The organism is Bradyrhizobium sp. JR4.1 (assembly GCF_040548605.1).
Taxonomy (GTDB): Bacteria; Pseudomonadota; Alphaproteobacteria; order Rhizobiales; family Xanthobacteraceae; genus Bradyrhizobium; species Bradyrhizobium canariense.
The window spans coordinates 1-18,527 of sequence record NZ_JBEPRY010000031.1 but is presented as its reverse complement, the minus strand read 5'-3'; the positions used below and the strand labels follow the sequence as shown (position 1 = coordinate 18,527).

Annotated in this window: 19 protein-coding genes; 13 read left to right on the top strand and 6 right to left on the bottom strand. The window is 62.4% G+C overall.

Annotated elements, in window-relative coordinates; translation table 11 throughout:
• The first annotated feature begins 824 nt into the window (after nt 1–824).
• The gene (locus tag ABIB90_RS36435; protein WP_354171024.1) at nt 825–971 is read left to right on the top strand and encodes a hypothetical protein; all 147 of its coding nucleotides are present in this window, start codon (nt 825–827) and stop codon (nt 969–971) included.
• A 602-nt stretch (nt 972–1,573) separates the two neighbouring features.
• Here ABIB90_RS36435 and ABIB90_RS36430 read toward each other — a convergent pair.
• The 3 genes from ABIB90_RS36430 to ABIB90_RS36420 all read right to left on the bottom strand — a co-directional run bounded on the left by ABIB90_RS36430 (nt 1,574) and on the right by ABIB90_RS36420 (nt 3,380).
• Nucleotides 1,574–1,924 carry a glycosyltransferase family 9 protein gene (locus ABIB90_RS36430; RefSeq protein ID WP_354202492.1) on the bottom strand — a complete coding sequence of 117 codons (351 nt, stop codon included), beginning with the start codon at nt 1,922–1,924 and terminating at the stop codon, nt 1,574–1,576.
• A 231-nt stretch (nt 1,925–2,155) separates the two neighbouring features.
• Nucleotides 2,156–3,085: a tetratricopeptide repeat protein gene (locus tag ABIB90_RS36425; protein ID WP_354171026.1), complete on the bottom strand. Its 930-nt coding sequence runs from the start codon at nt 3,083–3,085 to the stop codon at nt 2,156–2,158.
• 76 nt (nt 3,086–3,161) lie between these two features.
• Nucleotides 3,162–3,380, bottom strand: a complete 219-nt coding sequence (locus ABIB90_RS36420) for a DUF6894 family protein (protein ID WP_354171028.1) — start codon at nt 3,378–3,380, stop codon at nt 3,162–3,164.
• A 130-nt stretch (nt 3,381–3,510) separates the two neighbouring features.
• On the opposite strand from ABIB90_RS36420, the gene ABIB90_RS36415 reads away from it, so the two are divergent.
• The 12 genes from ABIB90_RS36415 to ABIB90_RS36360 all read left to right on the top strand — a co-directional run bounded on the left by ABIB90_RS36415 (nt 3,511) and on the right by ABIB90_RS36360 (nt 15,605).
• Complete coding sequence (locus ABIB90_RS36415; protein WP_007592920.1) at nt 3,511–3,633, top strand: hypothetical protein; 123 nt, start codon at nt 3,511–3,513, stop codon at nt 3,631–3,633.
• 150 nt (nt 3,634–3,783) lie between these two features.
• Entirely contained in the window at nt 3,784–4,758 is a 975-nt protein-coding gene (coxB, locus tag ABIB90_RS36410; RefSeq protein ID WP_354171031.1) for a cytochrome c oxidase subunit II, read from the top strand.
• 2 nt (nt 4,759–4,760) lie between these two features.
• Nucleotides 4,761–6,668: a cytochrome c oxidase subunit I gene (ctaD, locus tag ABIB90_RS36405; RefSeq protein WP_354171057.1), complete on the top strand. Its 1,908-nt coding sequence runs from the start codon at nt 4,761–4,763 to the stop codon at nt 6,666–6,668.
• Nucleotides 6,665–7,264 carry a cytochrome c oxidase subunit 3 gene (locus tag ABIB90_RS36400; protein ID WP_354171033.1) on the top strand — a complete coding sequence of 200 codons (600 nt, stop codon included), beginning with the start codon at nt 6,665–6,667 and terminating at the stop codon, nt 7,262–7,264. The genes ctaD and ABIB90_RS36400 overlap by 4 nt, the downstream gene beginning before the upstream one ends.
• Nucleotides 7,261–7,614, top strand: a complete 354-nt coding sequence (locus ABIB90_RS36395) for a hypothetical protein (RefSeq protein ID WP_007592927.1) — start codon at nt 7,261–7,263, stop codon at nt 7,612–7,614. Before ABIB90_RS36400 ends, ABIB90_RS36395 begins: the two co-directional genes overlap by 4 nt.
• Complete coding sequence (locus tag ABIB90_RS36390; RefSeq protein ID WP_354171035.1) at nt 7,602–8,522, top strand: cytochrome c oxidase assembly protein; 921 nt, start codon at nt 7,602–7,604, stop codon at nt 8,520–8,522. Before ABIB90_RS36395 ends, ABIB90_RS36390 begins: the two co-directional genes overlap by 13 nt.
• 126 nt (nt 8,523–8,648) lie before the next feature.
• On the top strand, nt 8,649–9,386 hold the full coding sequence (locus ABIB90_RS36385; RefSeq protein WP_354171037.1) for a GlcG/HbpS family heme-binding protein: 738 nt from the start codon (nt 8,649–8,651) through the stop codon (nt 9,384–9,386).
• A gap of 108 nt (nt 9,387–9,494) precedes the next feature.
• A complete protein-coding gene (locus ABIB90_RS36380; RefSeq protein WP_354171039.1) occupies nt 9,495–11,351 on the top strand; it encodes a methanol/ethanol family PQQ-dependent dehydrogenase in 1,857 nt (618 codons plus the stop codon).
• Nucleotides 11,335–12,174 (top strand): substrate-binding domain-containing protein, encoded by an 840-nt coding sequence (locus tag ABIB90_RS36375; protein ID WP_354171041.1) that lies wholly within the window; start codon nt 11,335–11,337, stop codon nt 12,172–12,174. Before ABIB90_RS36380 ends, ABIB90_RS36375 begins: the two co-directional genes overlap by 17 nt.
• The gene (locus ABIB90_RS36370; protein ID WP_354202489.1) at nt 12,174–12,809 is read left to right on the top strand and encodes a c-type cytochrome; all 636 of its coding nucleotides are present in this window, start codon (nt 12,174–12,176) and stop codon (nt 12,807–12,809) included. The genes ABIB90_RS36375 and ABIB90_RS36370 overlap by 1 nt, the downstream gene beginning before the upstream one ends.
• Nucleotides 12,810–12,828: 19 nt before the next feature.
• Nucleotides 12,829–13,197 (top strand): c-type cytochrome, encoded by a 369-nt coding sequence (locus tag ABIB90_RS36365; protein ID WP_007592935.1) that lies wholly within the window; start codon nt 12,829–12,831, stop codon nt 13,195–13,197.
• A gap of 5 nt (nt 13,198–13,202) precedes the next feature.
• Nucleotides 13,203–15,605, top strand: coding sequence for a glucose/quinate/shikimate family membrane-bound PQQ-dependent dehydrogenase (locus ABIB90_RS36360; protein ID WP_354171045.1), 2,403 nt, complete (start codon nt 13,203–13,205; stop codon nt 15,603–15,605).
• Here the strand turns inward: ABIB90_RS36360 and ABIB90_RS36355 are convergent.
• The 3 genes from ABIB90_RS36355 to ABIB90_RS36345 are packed head-to-tail and all read right to left on the bottom strand — an operon-like array spanning nt 15,565 to nt 18,067.
• Nucleotides 15,565–17,391, bottom strand: coding sequence for an SDR family oxidoreductase (locus tag ABIB90_RS36355; protein WP_354171047.1), 1,827 nt, complete (start codon nt 17,389–17,391; stop codon nt 15,565–15,567). The two genes, ABIB90_RS36360 and ABIB90_RS36355, sit on opposite strands and share 41 nt — an antisense overlap.
• 57 nt (nt 17,392–17,448) lie before the next feature.
• On the bottom strand, nt 17,449–17,901 hold the full coding sequence (locus tag ABIB90_RS36350; RefSeq protein WP_354171049.1) for a hypothetical protein: 453 nt from the start codon (nt 17,899–17,901) through the stop codon (nt 17,449–17,451).
• Entirely contained in the window at nt 17,873–18,067 is a 195-nt protein-coding gene (locus ABIB90_RS36345; RefSeq protein ID WP_083869813.1) for a hypothetical protein, read from the bottom strand. The genes ABIB90_RS36350 and ABIB90_RS36345 overlap by 29 nt, the downstream gene beginning before the upstream one ends.
• Nucleotides 18,068–18,527 lie beyond the last annotated feature (460 nt).

Genomic DNA, 18,527 nt, shown 5'->3' with positions numbered 1-18,527 from the left:
CAAATTTTCCCAACGCCCATCCCCAAGTGGGTAATGCAGTCGGCCCCAGCTTTCCCCGTTGCCCCGCGGGCCTGGAGCTCATTTTTGTTCGGCTTGGAACGACTTGCCGATTGCCAAGTTTTCCCGGGCCCTCCCCAAGGGGCGACTGCCTTCGCCAAGGCAGCTCAACAGCCCCAGCTTCACCCGCCCCGAGGCTGGGTCCTTTTGCTGTCTGGATAGCTGCAGACTCAGGAGGGCGTTGATGCAGGGTTATCGCTCGGTCCTTCTTGTCCAACGGTTGAACGACCTCGTTTGTCAACTGTCAGAGCTGGAAGATCTCCGGCTTAAAGTCAAAGAGGCGGAGCGAAGCGCCTCGGCTGTACCTGCATTGCGGTCGCCTCCGAGCACTCGATCGCAGCGACGGCGAGCCGCGGGGGAGCAGACCCCCGAGGACTGACTGGAACCCGATCTAACCTGCGTTAGTGAACGAGGTAGAGACTGTGCAGCTCGACTGCCCTGAAGGGAGTGAACTTCACTGTCCTCCCGCGGTGAGGCTTGAGCAAGGTGCTGCACATTTCGCATTTAAGTGTCTACCGCCCGGGCCGTTGCTATCTTCGGCTTTCTCGCGCGCGACAACGCGCTCGAGCGGTCGATGGGCGCAAGCGTGCATTAACGGACTAGCTGGGTGCGCAGGCCGCACGCGACAGCAATAGCGATGAGGCAGCGTGGCGTCTGAAGCCTTGCCGCACGCTGATGTTCGTCACGGAGCCGGCGAACTCGACCAAAAGCAGGACCAGGACTTACGTGATAACTGCGTCATGCTGCTCGATCGGGCAGGCTGAGACTTGCTGACGATCTGCGACATCACTGGGCATTCAAACCGAAGTGCGCAGACCATCGTGAAGCACTACCGCGCCCGCAATGCGGCTCGCGCCGATTCCGGCATCGACAGGCTTGAATTGCAGGTGCGGAGGGAAGGCATGAAGAGCTGAATGCAGACCGGTAGGGCTCGTGTTACAGTAGTGGATGGGCTTCGGTCCTAATTATCCGCCTCGTCGCACGGCGTGCGACGTACGACCATTAAGAGCGTCGTACGAGACCCGGTTTGGTCTGCCGAGGAGTTTAAAAGAGCTCTTGCGGGCCAATTTCTTAAGGATGGTGGGCGCACCAAGGGATCGAACCTCGGACCCGCTGATTAAGAGTCAGCTGCTCTGAGAAACTTCGCTGGTGGATTCACCCACTGTGAAAATCGGAAGCGCCAGGCGCGCTAGCTTCTGCAGACGTCAAATTGCCTCAAGGCGTGATCGCCCACGCTTGCCGTCAATGTATTCTTCTTGATCTCCCGGTGCACACGTCGTGCACACGCCGCCTTCTAACCAACTGAAAATACTGAACTCTCGGTCCAATCCATCATGGGGGCCACGGAAAAGCGATCGTCGTAATATTTTAAACGCCTAACTCACATTCGATAAGGTGAAACATGAGCGTGTGCCCTCATGTCTTGAAGCGGCTCGCACGCATCCTTCGCCTGAACGGGTGGCCAGTTCAACCGGAATAAAAATCACGGCGGGCAAGAGAGAGCATTGCTATCCGCCTAACGAAAAGGGTTCTCGAACGCCGCGGATGCCTGGAATGCTTCGAATAAAAAGGTCCGAAGTCTGAGCTCGCTTCGCACTTGGTCGAGCACCTCTCGCCAATCTCGGGATGACGTCTGTCGAAACAGGCGCATGGTCGGATACCAAGGGCTATCGTCGCGGTCGAGCAACCAGCGATAATCCGGAGTGTAAGGTAACAGAACCCATGTCGGCCGTCCTAGCGAGGCGGCGAGATGTGCAACACTGGTGTCTACCGCGACAACGAGATCAAGACACTTGATTAAGGCCGCAGTCTCTACGAAATCGGTTAGGTCGTCACTGAAGTCGAGAAGCCCCGGGCGCTCTTGCATAGCCTTTCTGTCGTCCGATCCCGGATCCTTCTGGAGGCTGACGAAGGTGGCGCTGACATCCAGGACACTTGAGAGGGTTCGCAATGGTATCGACCGATTGTAATCGTCAAGATGCTCCGGGTTTCCTGACCATACTAGCCCCACGCGAAACTTGTGATGAGGGCCGAGTCGTTCTTTCCAAGCGCGCACGCGAGCTCTTGGCGGATTGGGAACCTGCCTCGAAGTCTCCCATTAACAAATGAAGATGCGCAATTCCCAAATCTGCCATGACGTCGTTTGGATATCAGAAGCTTTTAGGCGATCATAAATCGCGAAAGCCTCCTCGAATTTATGCATCTTGGTCAGCGCGACGGCCTTATTGTGAAGCGCATCTCCGAAGTTTGATTGAAGCTCCAAGGCCCGGTCGAACCATTGCAACGATTCCTCATCTTCCTTCAAAAATCTTAGTGCAATACCGAGATTATTGCAGATGTTGGCGTTGTCGGGGTCGAGTTCATACGCATCGCGGCAGATCGCTAGTGCGTCCTCGAACCGCTTCAAGCCGTGCAGCAATGCGGCTCTCTGTTGCAGGGTTGGAAGGTGATTTGGCCGCAACTGGTTGCATATGTTGATATATGAAAGCGACTCCTCGGTTCGCCCCAGTTGATGGAGAAGGATCCCACACTGGTTCGCAGCCTCCCAATATTGTGGACTGAGCTTGAGCGCGTGCTGAAAGCTGATCAGAGCGTCGCCAGGTCGTTCCAGTTTCACCAGGGTCTGGCCGTGAGACAGCCACAGACTGGGATCGTCTAATCCCAGCTCGAGCGCCTTATCGAAGGCCTTCAGCGCCTCGTTGTGATCTCCTTGCGACAGAAAGGCGATTCCAAGGCTGAGGAAGTATACTGGCTTGGGATCCTGTCGTATTGCGCGAGAAATCCACTGGTGTGCGTGGTCATAGCGCTTGACCTGTTGGGATAGTAAACCCATCAAGTGGAGCGAGTCTGCGTGGTTGGCGTCCAGTGCAATAGCCTGGCGGCAACAGACCTCCGCGTCGCGAAATTGTCCGGCTCGCATGTGGACGAACCCAGACTCAAAAAGCGCAGCGACCGGTGTGGTAGAATCTGCGCGGCCTTTGGATTTGCGAGATTCTCGAGCAGCAGCCCGGCGTTCCTGACGATTCATGGCGCGTTCAGAGCGAGATTCCCAAAAGCAACCTTTAGGTGATTCGATGCAATCTGTGCACCGTCTTGGATGGTCTTCAGTGCAGGACATCCAGGGGCACTTTCCCGATCTCCTCACCCTCCTCGTTCGTGACCAGGATGGAAAAATGACGATTCCTGAGTTCGGGACGCTCCGCAAGAAGTCTCCTCGCGATCTCCTCGGCAACATCCAGCGCCATGATGTCGTCGGGTAATTCAGCACCTCCCTCGTCTGCAACGGCCTTGGAGTCGACCAGATCGAAATGATAGCGCGGCACGTGAACCCTCAAATTCGTCGCAGGAGCGCGCGGTCTCGAGTCTTCGTTCCGGCGCTCGCATGTCAACCCCCGGCAGACCTGCAGGAACCCTCAGGCGCATCGCGGCATTGCTGCGTTTTGGAGCCAACAAATGCTTGGACAGCTGCGCGTGCTTGCCCAGCCGGGCGCGGTCATCGCCGGTCTCGCCGTCCTGCTGCTGATGGCCGCTGGCGACGCGGCGATCGTGATCGCCGTGAAGGGCTGGCCATTCTAGCCCGATGATCGATGTCGGACATGTCCTTCTTCGGCCAACTGTTCCGGTTAGCGCATAGGAACCTTTGTAGGCCTGCCCGGTTCCGCCTGTGAAGCGGAGTGCGACAAAGCGTCAATGCAGGTCTGGGTGCGAAGGGTTCTGGTGTTGTGCATGACCTGGCCGCTTGCTGCGTGCGCGGGCCAGCAGTCGGCGCTTGACCCTCAAGGGCTGCAGTCTGAGCAGATTCGGCATACGCTATTCATCTTCCTCATTGTCGCGGCGATCGTCTGGACCGCCGTCGTCATCGTTCTGGGCCTGGGGCTATTACGCCGGAAGCGCACAGCCGATCAGCCGCTGGACCTCCACCAGCCCTTCGAACAACGCTCCGGGCGCGTCGTCCTGGCGCTTGGGATTGCGACCACCGTCGTCGTGCTCGGTCTCTCCTTCGTCAGCTATGCCGGACAACGCACCGTCTTCGCCAAGGACGAGAATGCCCTCACGTTGAAGATCATCGGCCATCAATGGTGGTGGGAGGTTCGCTATGAAGCCGACAGTCCGCACCAGAGTTTCGTGACCGCCAACGAGATCCGGATCCCGACCGGCCAGCCGGTGAAAGTCGAGCTGGAATCCGCCGACGTGATCCACAGCTTCTGGGTGCCCAGCCTGACCGGCAAGATGGACTTGATCCCCGGGCAGAAGAACGAGCTGCAATTCACGGCGAAGAACGCGGGCATCTATCGCGGGCAATGCGCCGAGTTTTGCGGGATCCAGCACGCCCATATGGCGTTCGCCATGATCGCGATGTCGCCCGACGAGTTCGGGCGCTGGCGCGATCATGAAAACCAGAGCGCGAACAGCCCTACCGATCAACTCGGCAAGCAGGGTGAAGCTCTGTTCCGGGCGCGCGGCTGCGCACTGTGTCACAACATCAGCGGTACGATGGCCGGCGGGCAGCTGGGTCCGGACCTCACGCATATCGGCAGCCGCACGACGATCGCGGCGGGAACGTTGCCGAATACGTCGGCCACGCTCGGCGCCTGGATCGCCGATCCCCAGCACATCAAACCCGGCAATCTGATGCCGAAGATGCCGCTGCAATCGGACGAAATGATCGCGATCATTCATTATCTGGAGCAGCTCAAGTGAGCATGGCCGCTGAACCAAATGAGTTGCGGGACGACGTCCTGAACGGCCTGCAGCTTTCGATGCAGCTCGAGCGGGTGTGGCGCACGCCGTCTGGACTTGTCGGTGCGCTCATGTCGGTCGACCACAAGGTCGTTGGACGCCGCTACATCCTGACCGCATTCGCCTTCCTGCTTCTCGGCGGCATTCTCGCGATCCTGATGCGTGTTCAGCTTGCCGGGCCGGAGAAGACGTTTCTCTCCGCCGACAAGTACAATCAGGTCTTCACGATGCACGGCTCGACGATGATGTTCCTGTTCGCCGTCCCGGTCATGGAGGCGTTCGCCGTCTATCTGGTGCCGTTGATGGTCGGCACGCGTAACATCGCGTTTCCGCGCCTGAATGCCTTCAGCTATTGGATGTTTCTGTTCGGCGGTTGCTTTCTGTGGATCTCGTTCCTGTTCAACGTCGGTCCCGATGTCGGTTGGTTTTCGTACGTTCCCCTCTCGAGCCTGCAGTTCACACCGACGAAGCGGGCCGATGTCTGGGCGCAGATGATCACCTTTACCGAGGTCGCGGCGCTCGCAGTCGCCGTGGAGATCGTCGTCACCGTGTTCAAGCTCCGCGCGCCCGGCATGACGCTCGACCGCATTCCCCTGTTCGTCTGGGCCATGCTGGTGACGGCCTTCCTTGTGATGTTCGCGATGCCGTCGATCATGGTCGCATCGACGTCACTGATCCTTGATCGGCTCGTCAATACGCGCTTCTACGACTCCTCATCGGGTGGGCATCCCCTGCTCTGGCAGCATCTGTTCTGGTTCTTCGGCCATCCCGAGGTCTACATCATCTTCATCCCGGGTACGGGAATGGTCTCGGCGATCCTCGCGACATTCGCGCGTCGGCCGGTGATCGGCTATCCCGTCGTGATCCTCTCCTTGATCGCGACCGGCTTCCTGTCGTTCGGCCTCTGGGTCCACCACATGTTCGTCACGGGCCTGCCCCAACTCGGCGCGGCCCTCTTCACGGCCTCCAGCATGCTGATCGCGGTGCCGAGCGGGCTGCAGATTTTCTGCTGGCTGGCAACGCTCTGGGATGGACGTCCGGTGTACCGGACGCCGCTGCTGTTCGTGATCGGCTTCATCGTCATCTTCGTGCTCGGCGGGTTGTCCGGCGTGATGGTCGCCTCGGTGCCGATCGACACCCAGGTGCACGACACCTATTTCGTCGTGGCCCACTTCCATTATGTCCTGATCGGCGGCGCAGTCTTCCCGCTGGTCGGCGCGGTCTACTATTGGTTTCCCAAGATCGCAGGCCGCATGCTGAGCGAAAGACTCGGACGCTGGAATTTCTGGCTGGCCTTCATCGGCTTCAACGTCGCCTTCTTCCCGATGCACATCCTTGGGCTGATCGGAATGCCGCGCCGGGTCTACACCTATACCGCCGACATGGACTGGGCGCACCTGAACCTCGTGTCCAGCGGCGGTGCTCTCGTTTTCGCGTTTAGCTTCGCGATTCTTCTGGCCAATGTGATCTACAGCCTTCGCAAAGGCGCGCTTGCAGGCGACAATCCCTGGAATGCCTCGACGCTGGAATGGGCGACCTCGTCGCCGCCTCCGCCGCAGAACTTCGACCGCATTCCGGTTGTCAAGCACCGCGATCCGCTGTGGGCCGATAGCGAGAGCCTGTCTGTGGTCGCGGGTCTGAGTGCCCAGCGGCGCGAGGTCCTGCTGACCTCGCTTGCGGAAGCCGAGCCCCAGATCCGCGAGGCTTCGCCCGAGCCGAGCATCTGGCCCCTGCTCACAGCCATCGCAACGACGATCTTCTTCATCGGATCGATCTTCACGCCTTGGGCGGTGCTCTGGGGCACGCCACCGATGGCCGTGACTTTGATCGGCTGGTTCTGGCCGAGCGGCAGCAAGGAGGACGAGGAGTGAGGCAGACCATCGTCCGCGACGTCTCGGACCTGCCGACTTACGGCTACGGCCCGCGCAGTGGCCCGTGGTGGGGCGCCATGGGTTTCATGGCCCTCGAAGGCATGGGCTTTGCCGTTGCAATCGGCGCGTACCTTTATCTCTACGCAGTTAACCCGAGCTGGCCGATCGGAGCCTCCCCGCCGGATCTCTGGCCGGGGACGGTCGAGACCGTGATTTATGTGTTGAGCATCATTCCCAACGAGTTCACCAACCGCGCCGCGCACCGCCAGGATCTCGCGAAGGTGCGGATCGGTCTCATCGTGATGGCCCTGATCGGCATCGCGCTCCTAGTGCTGCGCGGCTTCGAGTTCGCACATCTCAACACCCGCTGGGACAATTCAGCCTACGGCTCGATCGTATGGCTCATTCTGGGGCTGCACACGACCCACCTTGCCACCGATGTCGGCGACACGGTCGTGCTGGCAGTGTTGATGTTCACGCGTCATGCGAAACCGCGCCGGTTCAGCGACGTGACCGACAACGTGTTTTATTGGAACTTCGTCGTGCTCGCCTGGCTGCCGCTCTATGTCTTGCTGGATTGGGTGCCACGCCTATGACCGCAACCGATCAACAATCCAGACTGCTCTACTGGGCCGGCGTTGCGCTTGGGCCCATCGCGTGGGGTATCAATTTGCAGGGCGCCTACGTGCTCGCGCACTTCTCCTGCGAACAGACCAGGATCAGCGGCACGATCATGAGTGCGGTTCTGGCTATCGTCGCCCTCGCAGGCACTGTCATATCGGCCCGCGCGGTTCGGCGCGGCGCGGGGGCTGAATGGGCCGATGCGCGGGGTGGCGGGCCACGAACGTTCATGGCCTGGCTTGGCGTCGGCTCCGGCGTGCTGTTTGCGTTGGTGATTGCGAACCAGTTCGCCGCCTCGCTCATGATCAGCCCATGCCTGCGCTGAGCCTTGCAGCACTGCTGCTTGCGCTGCTCGCGGGACCGGCCGCCGCGCACGGACTATCGGAGGTCGATCCCGGCTCGCTGTGGAGCTACGATCCCTGGCTCATGGCCCCGCTCTATGCCGTCGGTATCGCCTTCTATGTCGGAACGCAGCGGCTCTGGCATCATGCGGGCGGCGGCCACGGCGTCAGCTTCCGCCAGGTGGCCGCATTCTGGACCGGATGGCTGGTGGCCGCGCTCGCCGTGACCTCGCCGCTGCACTGGCTCGGCGAGCGTCTGTTCACCGCGCACATGGTCGAGCACGAACTCCTGATGGTGGTCGCGGCACCGCTGATGGCGTTCGCCCGGATCAATGGTCCGCTGCTGTGGAGCCTGCCGGCCCGGCTCCGCCCTGCGGCGGGTCGCGTGCTCAATCTGCCGATACTGGCGTGGCCGTGGCGGCTTGTGAGCCATCCGATGAGCGCGACCATCCTCCACGGCGCAGCACTCTGGGCCTGGCACGCACCGCCCTTGTATGCGTGGGCGCTCGAGAATACGGCGATCCATCGTCTCCAGCACATCAGCTTCTTTGCAACCGCGCTGTTGTTCTGGTGGGTGCTGCTGCATGGCCGCGGTCAGGGCCGTAGCACACGAATTCGCGATGGCATCGCTGTCGCTTGCCTGTTCATCACCATTCTGCATTCCGGCGTGCTCGGGGCCCTGCTGACCGTGTCGCCGCGGCTTTGGATCCCAGGCCAGGGCGCCCTCGCTGGCGAGTTCGGCCTTTCGACACTCGAGGATCAGCAACTCGCCGGCATCCTGATGTGGGTGCCCATGGGCATCCTCTATACCGGCGCGGCGTTGTTCTTCGCTCATCGGTGGTTGACCGCGAACGGCGGGAGGACGCGCCTGCTCCTTCAGCATCCGGGCTGAGCGACGCTGCATAGGAACCGCAACTTCTCTTCGAACGTTCGCCTGCCGACTGCGACACTCCACGGAGGCCACATGGAAAAACGATCGCTTATAGCGGCAACGGCTATCCTCACTGCGACATTCGTGATGCCTGCAGTCTTGAACGCGCAGGATCAACCCCGGCCGGGGGTGTCGTGCCCGGTCGACCATGACAAGCTCGCGGATATCCTCAAGAAGAGTGTCAAGCCGGGCGGCGGCCCGAGCAACGGAGGTCTCGACAACAACGAATGGGCTGCCGTCGTCAATCGGCAGGGCGTCGTCTGCGCAATTGCCTACAGCGGCGGCAAGGTCGACGACCAGTGGCTGGGCAGCCGGGCCATCGCGGCCGAGAAGGCCAACACGGCGAATGCATTCAGCCTGAAGGACAAGGCGATGGCGACGGCCAATCTCTATGCCGGTGCGCAGCCCGGCGGGTTCCTGTTCGGCGCGGCACTCGGCAACCCGCCGTCTCCGGAAGCCTTGTACACCGGATCTCCGGACAACTTCGGCACGGCCCAGGATCCGATGGTGGGCAAGCCGGTCGGCGGCACCATCGTGTTAGGAGGCGGGCTGGCGCTCTATGACGGCAACGGCGTGGCCGGGGCGCTGGGTGTGAGCGGTGACAGTTCCTGCGCGGATCACAATGTGGCCTGGCGCGTGCGTCACCAGCTCGGGCTCGACCGCGTGCCGGCCGGCGTCAGCCCCAACATGAAGGACGCGATCATCTTTGACATCGGACCTGACGGCAAAAGTCCGTCTGGATTTGGTCACCCGAAGTGTAACGGCAAGGAAGATCAGATCGCAGTCGACCTCGGCGCCGGCGTATCCGGCAACGTCGTGAGATAGCTCGTCGATCTCACCATTTTGGAACCAAGCGAAGGCGGAACGTTTGTAGGTTCGTAAACCGGCCTGCAACGCAGCACGGTCTCGTCACTGCCGTGGAGATCTTTACATATGTTAGTGCGTGGTCTCACGCGTTTGCTGGGCCTGTTTCCGGGCATCCTTTGTGCTCTTTGCGCCAGTTGCGCGGTGCTGTCGTCCGCGTCAGCACAGAGCGATCTCGCCAACCGCATGAAAGACCCGGCCCAGTGGCCGATGGCGGCGCGCGACTACGCCAACACGCGCTACAGCGAACTCGACCAGATCAACGCCTCCAATGCATCGCGGCTGCAGCTCGCATGGACGTTCTCGGTCGGCGCCGATCGCGGCCAGGAGGCGGCGCCGCTCGTGATCGACGGCACCATGTATGTGGTCGGCCCCTATGCGGGCCCCTACCCCAACCGTGTGTTCGCACTCGATGCCACGACCGGTGAATTGAAATGGTCCTATGCGCCGAAGCCGGAGCCCGCTGCCGCGGGCGTTGCCTGCTGCGACGTCGTCAATCGCGGACTCGCCTTCGACAATGGCAAGATTATCCTCAACACGCTCGATAACCATACCGTCGCCATCGATGCCAAGACCGGCAAAGAGCTCTGGCACACGAAGCTCGGCGAGATCAACAAGGGCGAGACCATCACGATGGCTCCCGTGGTGGTGAAGGGCAAGATCCTTGTCGGCAACAGCGGCGGCGAGATGGGCGTGCGCGGCTGGGTCACCGCACTCGACGAGACCACCGGCGCGATCACGTGGCGCGCCTATTCGACAGGTCCCGACAAGGACGTGCTGATCGGAGACGATTTCAAGCCGTACTACGACAGCCTGAAAGGCAAGGATCTCGGCGTGAAGACCTGGCCCGCCGACCGCTGGCAGATTGGTGGCGGCACAGTCTGGGGCTGGATCTCCTACGATCCCGAGCTGAACCTGATCTACTACGGCACGGCCAACCCTAGCCCCTGGAATGCGAACCAGCGCAGCGGCGACAATCTCTGGAGCACGACAATCTTTGCCCGCGATCCCGATACCGGTCGCGCTAAATGGGCCTACCAGATCAACCCGCACGATCTGTTCGACCACGACGAGATCAACGAGAACGTGCTCGTCGAGCTCGAACTGAACGGAAAGCCGCGCAAGGTTCTCATCCACCCCGGCCGCAACGGCTATATGTACGTCATGGACCGCGCCACCGGCGAGGTGATCTCGGCGGACGCGTATGACTTCGTCAACAGCTACAAGGGCGTCGATCTGAAGACCGGCAAGATTATCCCGAACGAGGAGAAGACGCCGCTTGTCGGCAAGACGGTCGAGAACATCTGCCCGAGCGCGCCGGGCGCCAAGGATTGGCAACCGACGGCGTGGTCGCCGCGCACAAAACTCCTCTATGTGCCCCATCAGCATCTCTGCATGAACTTCAAGGCTTCTCAAGTCGGCTACATCGCCGGGACGCCCTACGTCGGTGCAGACGTAGACATGTATGCCGGCCCCGGCGGCTATCGCGGCGAGTTCATGGCCTGGGACCCGATCGCGCGCAAGAAAGTCTGGGAGATTCACGAGAAGCTGCCGGTCTGGAGCGGCGCGCTGGTCACAGCAGGCGATGTCGCCTTCTACGGCACCATGGATCGCCTATTCAAGGCAGTGGATGCCAAGGACGGGCACGTGCTCTGGCAATTCCGTGCCGGCTCCGGCTTCATCGGCCAACCGATCTCCTATCGCGGCTCCGACGGACAGCAATACGTCGCGATCCTGTCGGGCGTCGGCGGCTGGCCGGGCGTCGTCGCCAATGCGGAGGTCGATCAGCGCGTGCGCAACGCCGCACTGGGCTTCACCGGCGCCACGCAGGATCTGCCCTTCTATACCGCGGGCGGGAGTGAGCTGCTGGTATTCAAGCTCGGCGGCGCGAATGGTGAGGACACCAGCCATGCGCCTTCGAAATAATCTGCCGGGCATCGCCCTGGGATTTCTCTTTGCGCTCGCGACCACAGCGGCGGCAGCGTCGGAGGGCGGGCTTCGCGTCTGTGCCGATCCCAACAATCTGCCGTTCTCCAACAGCGCCGAGGCCGGATTCGAGAACAAGCTTGCCGCCATGGTGGCCGCGCATTTCGGCGAGCAGGTCTATTACACCTGGTGGCCCCAGCGCCGCGGCTTCATCCGCAGCACGCTGAAGGCAGGCACATGCGACGTGGTGATGGGCGTGCCCGCCGGCTACGATCTCGTGGAGACGACGAAGCCATATTATCGTTCGACCTATGTCTTCGTCACGCGCCAGGACCGGCAGCTCGATCTCTCCTCTCTGGTCGACCCGCGCCTGCACGATCTGGCGATCGGGGTGCACCTGATCGGCGATGACGGCAACAATCCGCCGCCCGCGCAGGCGCTCGGTGACCAGGGCATCGTCGACAATGTCCGCGGCTATTCCATCTACGGCGACTATCGGGAAGCCAATCCGCCGGCGCGCCTGATCGAGGCGGTCGAGAGCGGCGCGATCGATGTCGCCGCCGCATGGGGGCCGCTGGGCGGTTATTTCGCGCAGCGCTCTCCGGTGCCGCTGACGGTTACGCCGATCAGGGATTACGAGCGCTTTGCGCCCCAGCAATTCCAGTTCGCCATCGCGATGGGCGTGCGCAAAGGCGACCACGCCCTGCGCGACCGACTCAATGCCTTCATCGACGAGCACCGATCCGAGATCAACGCCTTGCTGCGAAGCTACGGCGTACCTCTGGTCGAGCTGCCGGTCACTGCATCGGGAGGACATGAGTGATGTCTGGTCCAGTACTGCGCGCGAGCGCCCTATCGTTGCTGCTGGCGGTCGTGCCGAATGGCGCGGGGCTGGCCCAGCAGACTTTGCCGCAGTCGCAGGAGGCGCAGATGCCGACGCTGTCTCCCCGCCCGAATTTCGGTGGCAGCGTCGGCAATGGTAGGCCCGGCGTCTTCATGCAGGTCCCGGTCAGTCACCTCCATCCCGGCGCGCAGCCGGACCCGCCGCAAATCAAGAATCCTGTGCAGGGCGATCCCAATGCGGAGCAGCGCGGGATGACCTACTATGTCAACTTCAACTGCATCGGCTGCCACGCACCCAATGGCGGCGGCGGCATGGGTCCGGCACTGAGCAACAACAACTTTACTTACGGCTCGCAGCCCGAGAACATCTTTCTCTCGATTTACCAGGGGCGGCCGAACGGAATGCCAGCCTGGGGCGGCGTATTGCCCGACAGCGTGATCTGGGATCTCGTCACTTATATCGGTAAGATCAGCAACGAGCCGAGCCACCAATGGGGCCGCACCTTTTCTGCGAATCTGCCATCGCCCGAGGTCGAGCAAGTCCCGAGCGAGCAGGTCTCCACGACCGATCCCTGGTCTGCCACCAAGTCTTTCAATTTCGGCCAGAAGCCCTGACCGGCCGAGCGGAGCAGCAATGGCAAATCCGATCGCGAAATTGCTGGTCACTGCACTGCTGGCCACGACAGGCGCCGCCTGCAACGCTGCGGGCCCGGACAATTTCATGGGCGACGCGCGCCGTGGCGCCGACCTCGTCAAGCAGTACCACTGCGGCGGCTGTCACGATATTCCTGGTATCGCCGGCGCCGAAGGCAATGTCGGCCCACCCTTGCATCGGATCGGCACGCGAAGCTACATCGCCGGCTACATCCAGAACTCGCCAGACAACATGGCCGACTGGATCGAGGATCCACAGCGGGCGTTGCCGGGCAATGCCATGCCGCGAATGGGCATCCCGCAGAAGGACGCGCGGGACATCGCGGCGTTTCTCTATACGCTGAAGTGACCATCATGACATCGACGCATCGTTCAACGAACTGGTTCCGTGAGGCGCCATTGCTGGCCATCACCATTGTGGTCGTCGCCATCACGGGATTGGGCCTCCTGGCTGGCGGTGCCTGGCTCGCGGCCCTGGGTGGCTCGGTCTATTATCTGATCGCGGGCATCATGCTTCTGCTCACGAGTTGGCTGCTCGCGCGCCGTCGCGCCGAGGCGCTCTGGACCTATGCCGCGCTGCTGGCGGGAACGATGGCCTGGGCGATCTGGGAAGTGGGTTTCGATTTCTGGTCGCTGGCGCCGCGCGGCGATGTGCTCGTGCCGCTTGGCCTGTGGCTGATGCTGCCCTTCATTGCCTCCCGCCTGGCGCCTCGCTTGCGCGTAGCGCGATGGGCGCTTGGCCTTGTGTTGATAGCCGCAGCCATCGTCGTCGGCATTTCCTTGACGAGTGATCGCCGCGATCTTGCCGGCACGATACCTGAGGGCGAAACAACCGGGGCCATCGCGGCTCCCGAACCGGACCAGCCCGCTGCCGCCGGGCAGAACTGGACGGCCTACGGCGGCAGCGCCTTCGGTACGCGCTTCTCGTCGCTGAGCCAGATCACCAAGGACAACGTCGAGAAGCTCAAGCTCGCTTGGGAATTCCGCACCGGTGACCACAAGGGCCCTGATGACCCTGACGAGATCACCAACCAGGCAACGCCGCTCAAGGTCGGGGATCTCCTCTACACCTGCTCACCGCACCAGATCGTGTTTGCGCTCGAAGCCGCGACCGGAAGATTGCGCTGGAAGTTTGACCCGCAGGTCCAGCACAACAAGGCGTTCCAGCACATGACCTGCCGCGGCGTATCCTATCACGCGACCATGCCCGGCGCGGTAACTGCCGACGGCACGCCGGCGCCGAGCGATTGTGCGGCGCGCATTTTCGTCCCGACCAACGACGGACGGATGTTCGCGCTCGATGCGCAGAGCGGCTCGCCTTGCCAGAGTTTTGGCAACCAGGGACAGATCGATCTCAAGCAAGGCAGCGAGATCCAGACGCTCGGCTTTTACGAGGGCACCTCGCCGCCCGTCGTCACGGACAAGGTGCTGATCGTCGGCGGCGCGGTGATCGACAACTATTCCGATCGCGTGCCGTCGGGCGTGATACGCGGCTTCGACATCTATTCCGGACGGTTGATCTGGGCGTTCGATGCCGGCAACTCCGATCCGAACGAAATGCCTTCGGCCTCGCATCATTTTACAGCCGGTTCACCCAATTCGTGGAGCATTTCGGCGGTCGACGAGAAGCTCGGGCTCGTCTATGTCCCGCTCGGCTCGAGCTCTCCGGATATCTGGGGCGGCGGCCGTTCGCCTGAAAACGAGCGCTACGATTCGGCATTGATTGCGCTCGATGTCTCGACCGGAAAACTGCGTTGGTCGTTCCAGAATGTGCACCACGATCTCTGGGACATGGATATGCCGTCACAGCCCAGTCTGGTCGATTTGCACTCTAACGGCGGCGTGACGCCTGCGATCTACATCCCGGCCAAGACCGGCGACATCTTCGTGCTCGACCGCCGCGACGGGCGTCAGTTGGTGCCCGCACCGGAGAAGCCGGTGCCGCAGGGCGCCGCGAATGGAGATCGGCTATCGCCGACCCAGCCTTTTTCGGAATTGAGCTTCCGCCCCTCCGGCAAACTCACGGACGCGCAGATGTGGGGCAGCACGATGTTCGACCAGCTCGCCTGCCGGATCAAGTTCAAGCGCCTGCGCTATGAGGGGCCGTTCACGCCGCCGTCTGAACAAGGCACGCTGGTGTTTCCCGGAGACTTCGGCATGTTCGAATGGGGCGGCATCGCCGTCGATCCACAACGCCAGATCGCGATCGCGAACCCTCAATCGATTCCCTTCGTCTCGCGGCTCGTGGCGCGCGGGAAGGACAATCCGGCCGCGCCGAATGCGGCGCATCCACCAGGAACCGAGCTGGGTGTGCAGCCGATGTACGGCGCCCCCTACGGCGTTGATCTCGGCATTTTCCTCTCACCGCTCGGCATCCCCTGCCTTGCTCCGCCATGGGGCAACATCGCAGCGATCGATCTGAGGTCGCACAAAGTGGCCTGGCAACATCGCATCGGCACGATCCGCGATCAGGCCCCGCTGCCGCTGCCATTCAAGCTCGGCGTTCCCATGCTGGGCGGTCCGATCGTCACCGCGGGCGGCGTCATCTTCATCACGGGAACGATGGATGACTATATCCGCGCGTTCGACGTTCGCGATGGCAGACAGCTTTGGCAGGACCGCCTTCCTGCCGGCGGCCAGTCGACGCCGATGACCTATGAGGCCGGCGCCAAGCAATACGTCGTCACGGTCGACGGCGGCCACGGCTCGTTCGGAACTAAACTCGGCGATTACGTGCGGGCCTACGCGCTGCCCTGATCTGCCTCGGCAGGACTTGTTTGTGCTTGGCGACGCCTTGTCCGGATCTGCCGGCGCGACGCGCAACTGCTGAAGCCAGGAGAGCCACGCCCGCAGCTAGTCCCAGTACCGCGAGCCCCTGACTGATGACATCGGCAGGTGGAAGCTGCTTGCGTGACAGCCAACCGCCATCGACCGCCGTGCCCTGCGGACCAGCTTCGATCATGGTGCCCTCACTGCTCTTTGCGGGGCGCGCGCGCGACAGCAGGTAGCGGAAGGCGGCCCCCACCATGTTCTCGGTAATCTGCGGAGCCATCGCGTAGGCAATTTGGCCGGCACGAGCCGGCCAGCCCACGGCGACTTCGTCACGGGGTGCGCGAACGAGGCTCACGAACGTCTCGGCAACGTCCTCCGCCTGATACAGCAGCGGACCGGGATCGAGCGTTCGGCCGGACATGTTGGCGCCGTGGACGAAGCCCGGCGTGTCGACCATGGCCGGGAAGACACCGCAGACATGGATGTTGCGGTGAGCCCTGAGCTCCTGACGCAGGCTCGCGGTGAAGCCCCGCAGGCCGAACTTGCTCGCGGTATAGGCCGCAGCAAAGGGCGTCGGCGCCCAGCCGCCGAGCGAGACGTTGTTGATCAGGATGCCGCGGTTCTGGCGGAGAAAGATTGGAAGCACCGCGAAAGCGCCATGCATGGTGCCGAGGAGATTGACCTCGATCGTTCGGCGATGAAGCGCGATATCCGCGTCCTGATAGGCCCCGAAAACGCCGGTGCCGGCGTTGTTGATCCAGACGTCGATGCCGCCGAACGCGTCTTCGGCCTCTCGGGCCAGTCGCTGCACCGCCTCTGCATCGGTGACATCGGTCGGGATCGCCAATGCGCGGCCTCCGAGCGCCTCGCATTCGGCGGCGAGGCTCGTCAGGACTTCAGCACGGCGTGCCGCCAGGACCACGCTTGCGCCCTTGCCGGCGAAGGCCAGCGCCGTAGCACGCCCGATTCCGCTCGAGGCACCGGTTATGACGACGCGCGTGCCAGTCATTTGCCGCGGCTCAGATCCGGAGCCGCCCGCCGGAAGCAGCCAGTGCAGGGATCGCCGAAGGCGCTCGGTTCCGTTCGCTTCGAACCACTCGCCGTGCGCGAAAATCACCCTCTCCGGCGACAGCCGTACAAGCCGCTCGGCTGCGGACCGCACGGAGCGGCCGCCGAGGCGCAGCAGCAGCCGCAAATAGACCGGCGCCGTACCGTTCGGCTTGGAGATGCCGAGGAGGTTTGCCGCGGCCTCGTTTGGCGCGCTGAGATCATTGGGATCGAGATTTTGCACGAGATCCGTCAGGATCAGTGTCCGGCTGCGCTTGTCGAACAGCTCGATCTCGGAGAACATCGGAGCGTTCACCGAGACGGCTTCGAGGTCGGCCCTCCATTCCTCAGGCATCGCGTCTCCAAGCTCGCGGTCGATGCGGATGCGTGCCGCTCGGACTTGCCTGCGCGCCGAAAGGCCGCGCGCCGCGAAAATCGTCACCTGCGGCAGCTCCCTCTGCCACTCGGACAGGAACATCCAGTGCGCGATATTCGGCGCGAGCAAATACTTTATCGCGCCTAGCCGCTCCAACTCACCGCGGAGGGCCGGCGAATATCTCACCGGCGAATGCAGCACGAGATCGCCGTTCGACAGCCGAATGACGGTCATGCGCACCGGGAGTTTCAGACCGGCGGCGCTGATCGGCGCGTCGTCCACGACCCAGATATCGTCCGTCGCTCGCGACAGACGGGCCGTCGACAACGTGGAGTCGGAACTTTGCATGAGCGTCTTCCATCACAAGGCGTTTGCTCAAGCTTCGGGAGCGACGCTCGTTCCTCGCTAGGAGGCCCGAGCCTGCTTGCGGGCGTTGCGTCGGCGACGGCGCGCCGCGAGCCGTCCTCGCCCTCTCTCCGCCGGAATGTGTCGCGAGATCGCCGGTGCGAGCTCCGGCTCTGAGGGAGGTTGTTGGGCGGCAATCGGGGCTTGGTCCGGACGAGCTTCCATCAGATCAAGTACCGCGCGGCCCTTGTCCGTGATCCGCCACCCGCCATTTGTCCGATCGATCAGCCCTTGCGAAAAGATGTCCAGCCCCGGCACCCGCCCGGCAAGCCGCCGGGTGCGCTCGGTCCAGTCGCGACCGCTGGTCGCTAGAATGGCCATATCCCGCTTGAGATCCTCCATGACGGCGAACCCATCCGGGTAGCTCACCAGGATCTTGAGGACCGTCACTTGGAAATTCACCCCCGCCCCCACATGACCGTCGTCACATCGTCGGGACTTCTGAGAGAGCATTGCGGGCCGCTTGTTTGAGGCAATCCGCAGAGATGTCACCCCTGCTTGCAGTCTCCAGAAGCTTCGAGGCTACGCGGGTCCTGGCGCCGATCTCACAGCGTGGAACACCTTCACACACCTCATCGAGAACGGTGCGCAACAACGCCTTGGTCGCGGTATCGATCATGGAAAGCCCCAGCGGAAAGGTTCAGGGTAGAGCAACGGCTCCGGCCTGTGATTCAACATTGTTAATGATTTGAGAAATTCACGGGTCTGGCCACCCACCACCCTGGCGGTCTCGGGGTTGCCGAGTGCGCGACCTTCCTGCCTGGCATTGTGCGCGAGGTCGTGGAACCTCCCTCGCCAGCGGGCGGGCCGGATATTCCGACGGCGCAAGACCTGTCTCCGTCGATCGCGAGAATCGGATCATCCAGATCGCCCCCCGTGAAAACCATCACGCGCCTGCGGCGGATCACTCCGGGCCTGGTCTTTCAGCGGATCGCTAGGCGTGCCAGTCAGCATGGGTGATAGCAAACCGCGCAGTTTCGCGTCCTCGCGACGCGTTTCGCCCGAGCTTTGCTTGGTCATTCCACCCTCTTGTCCAAGAGGGCGCAGGGAAGGCCGGGTGCCGGCTGGCACCCGCGGTC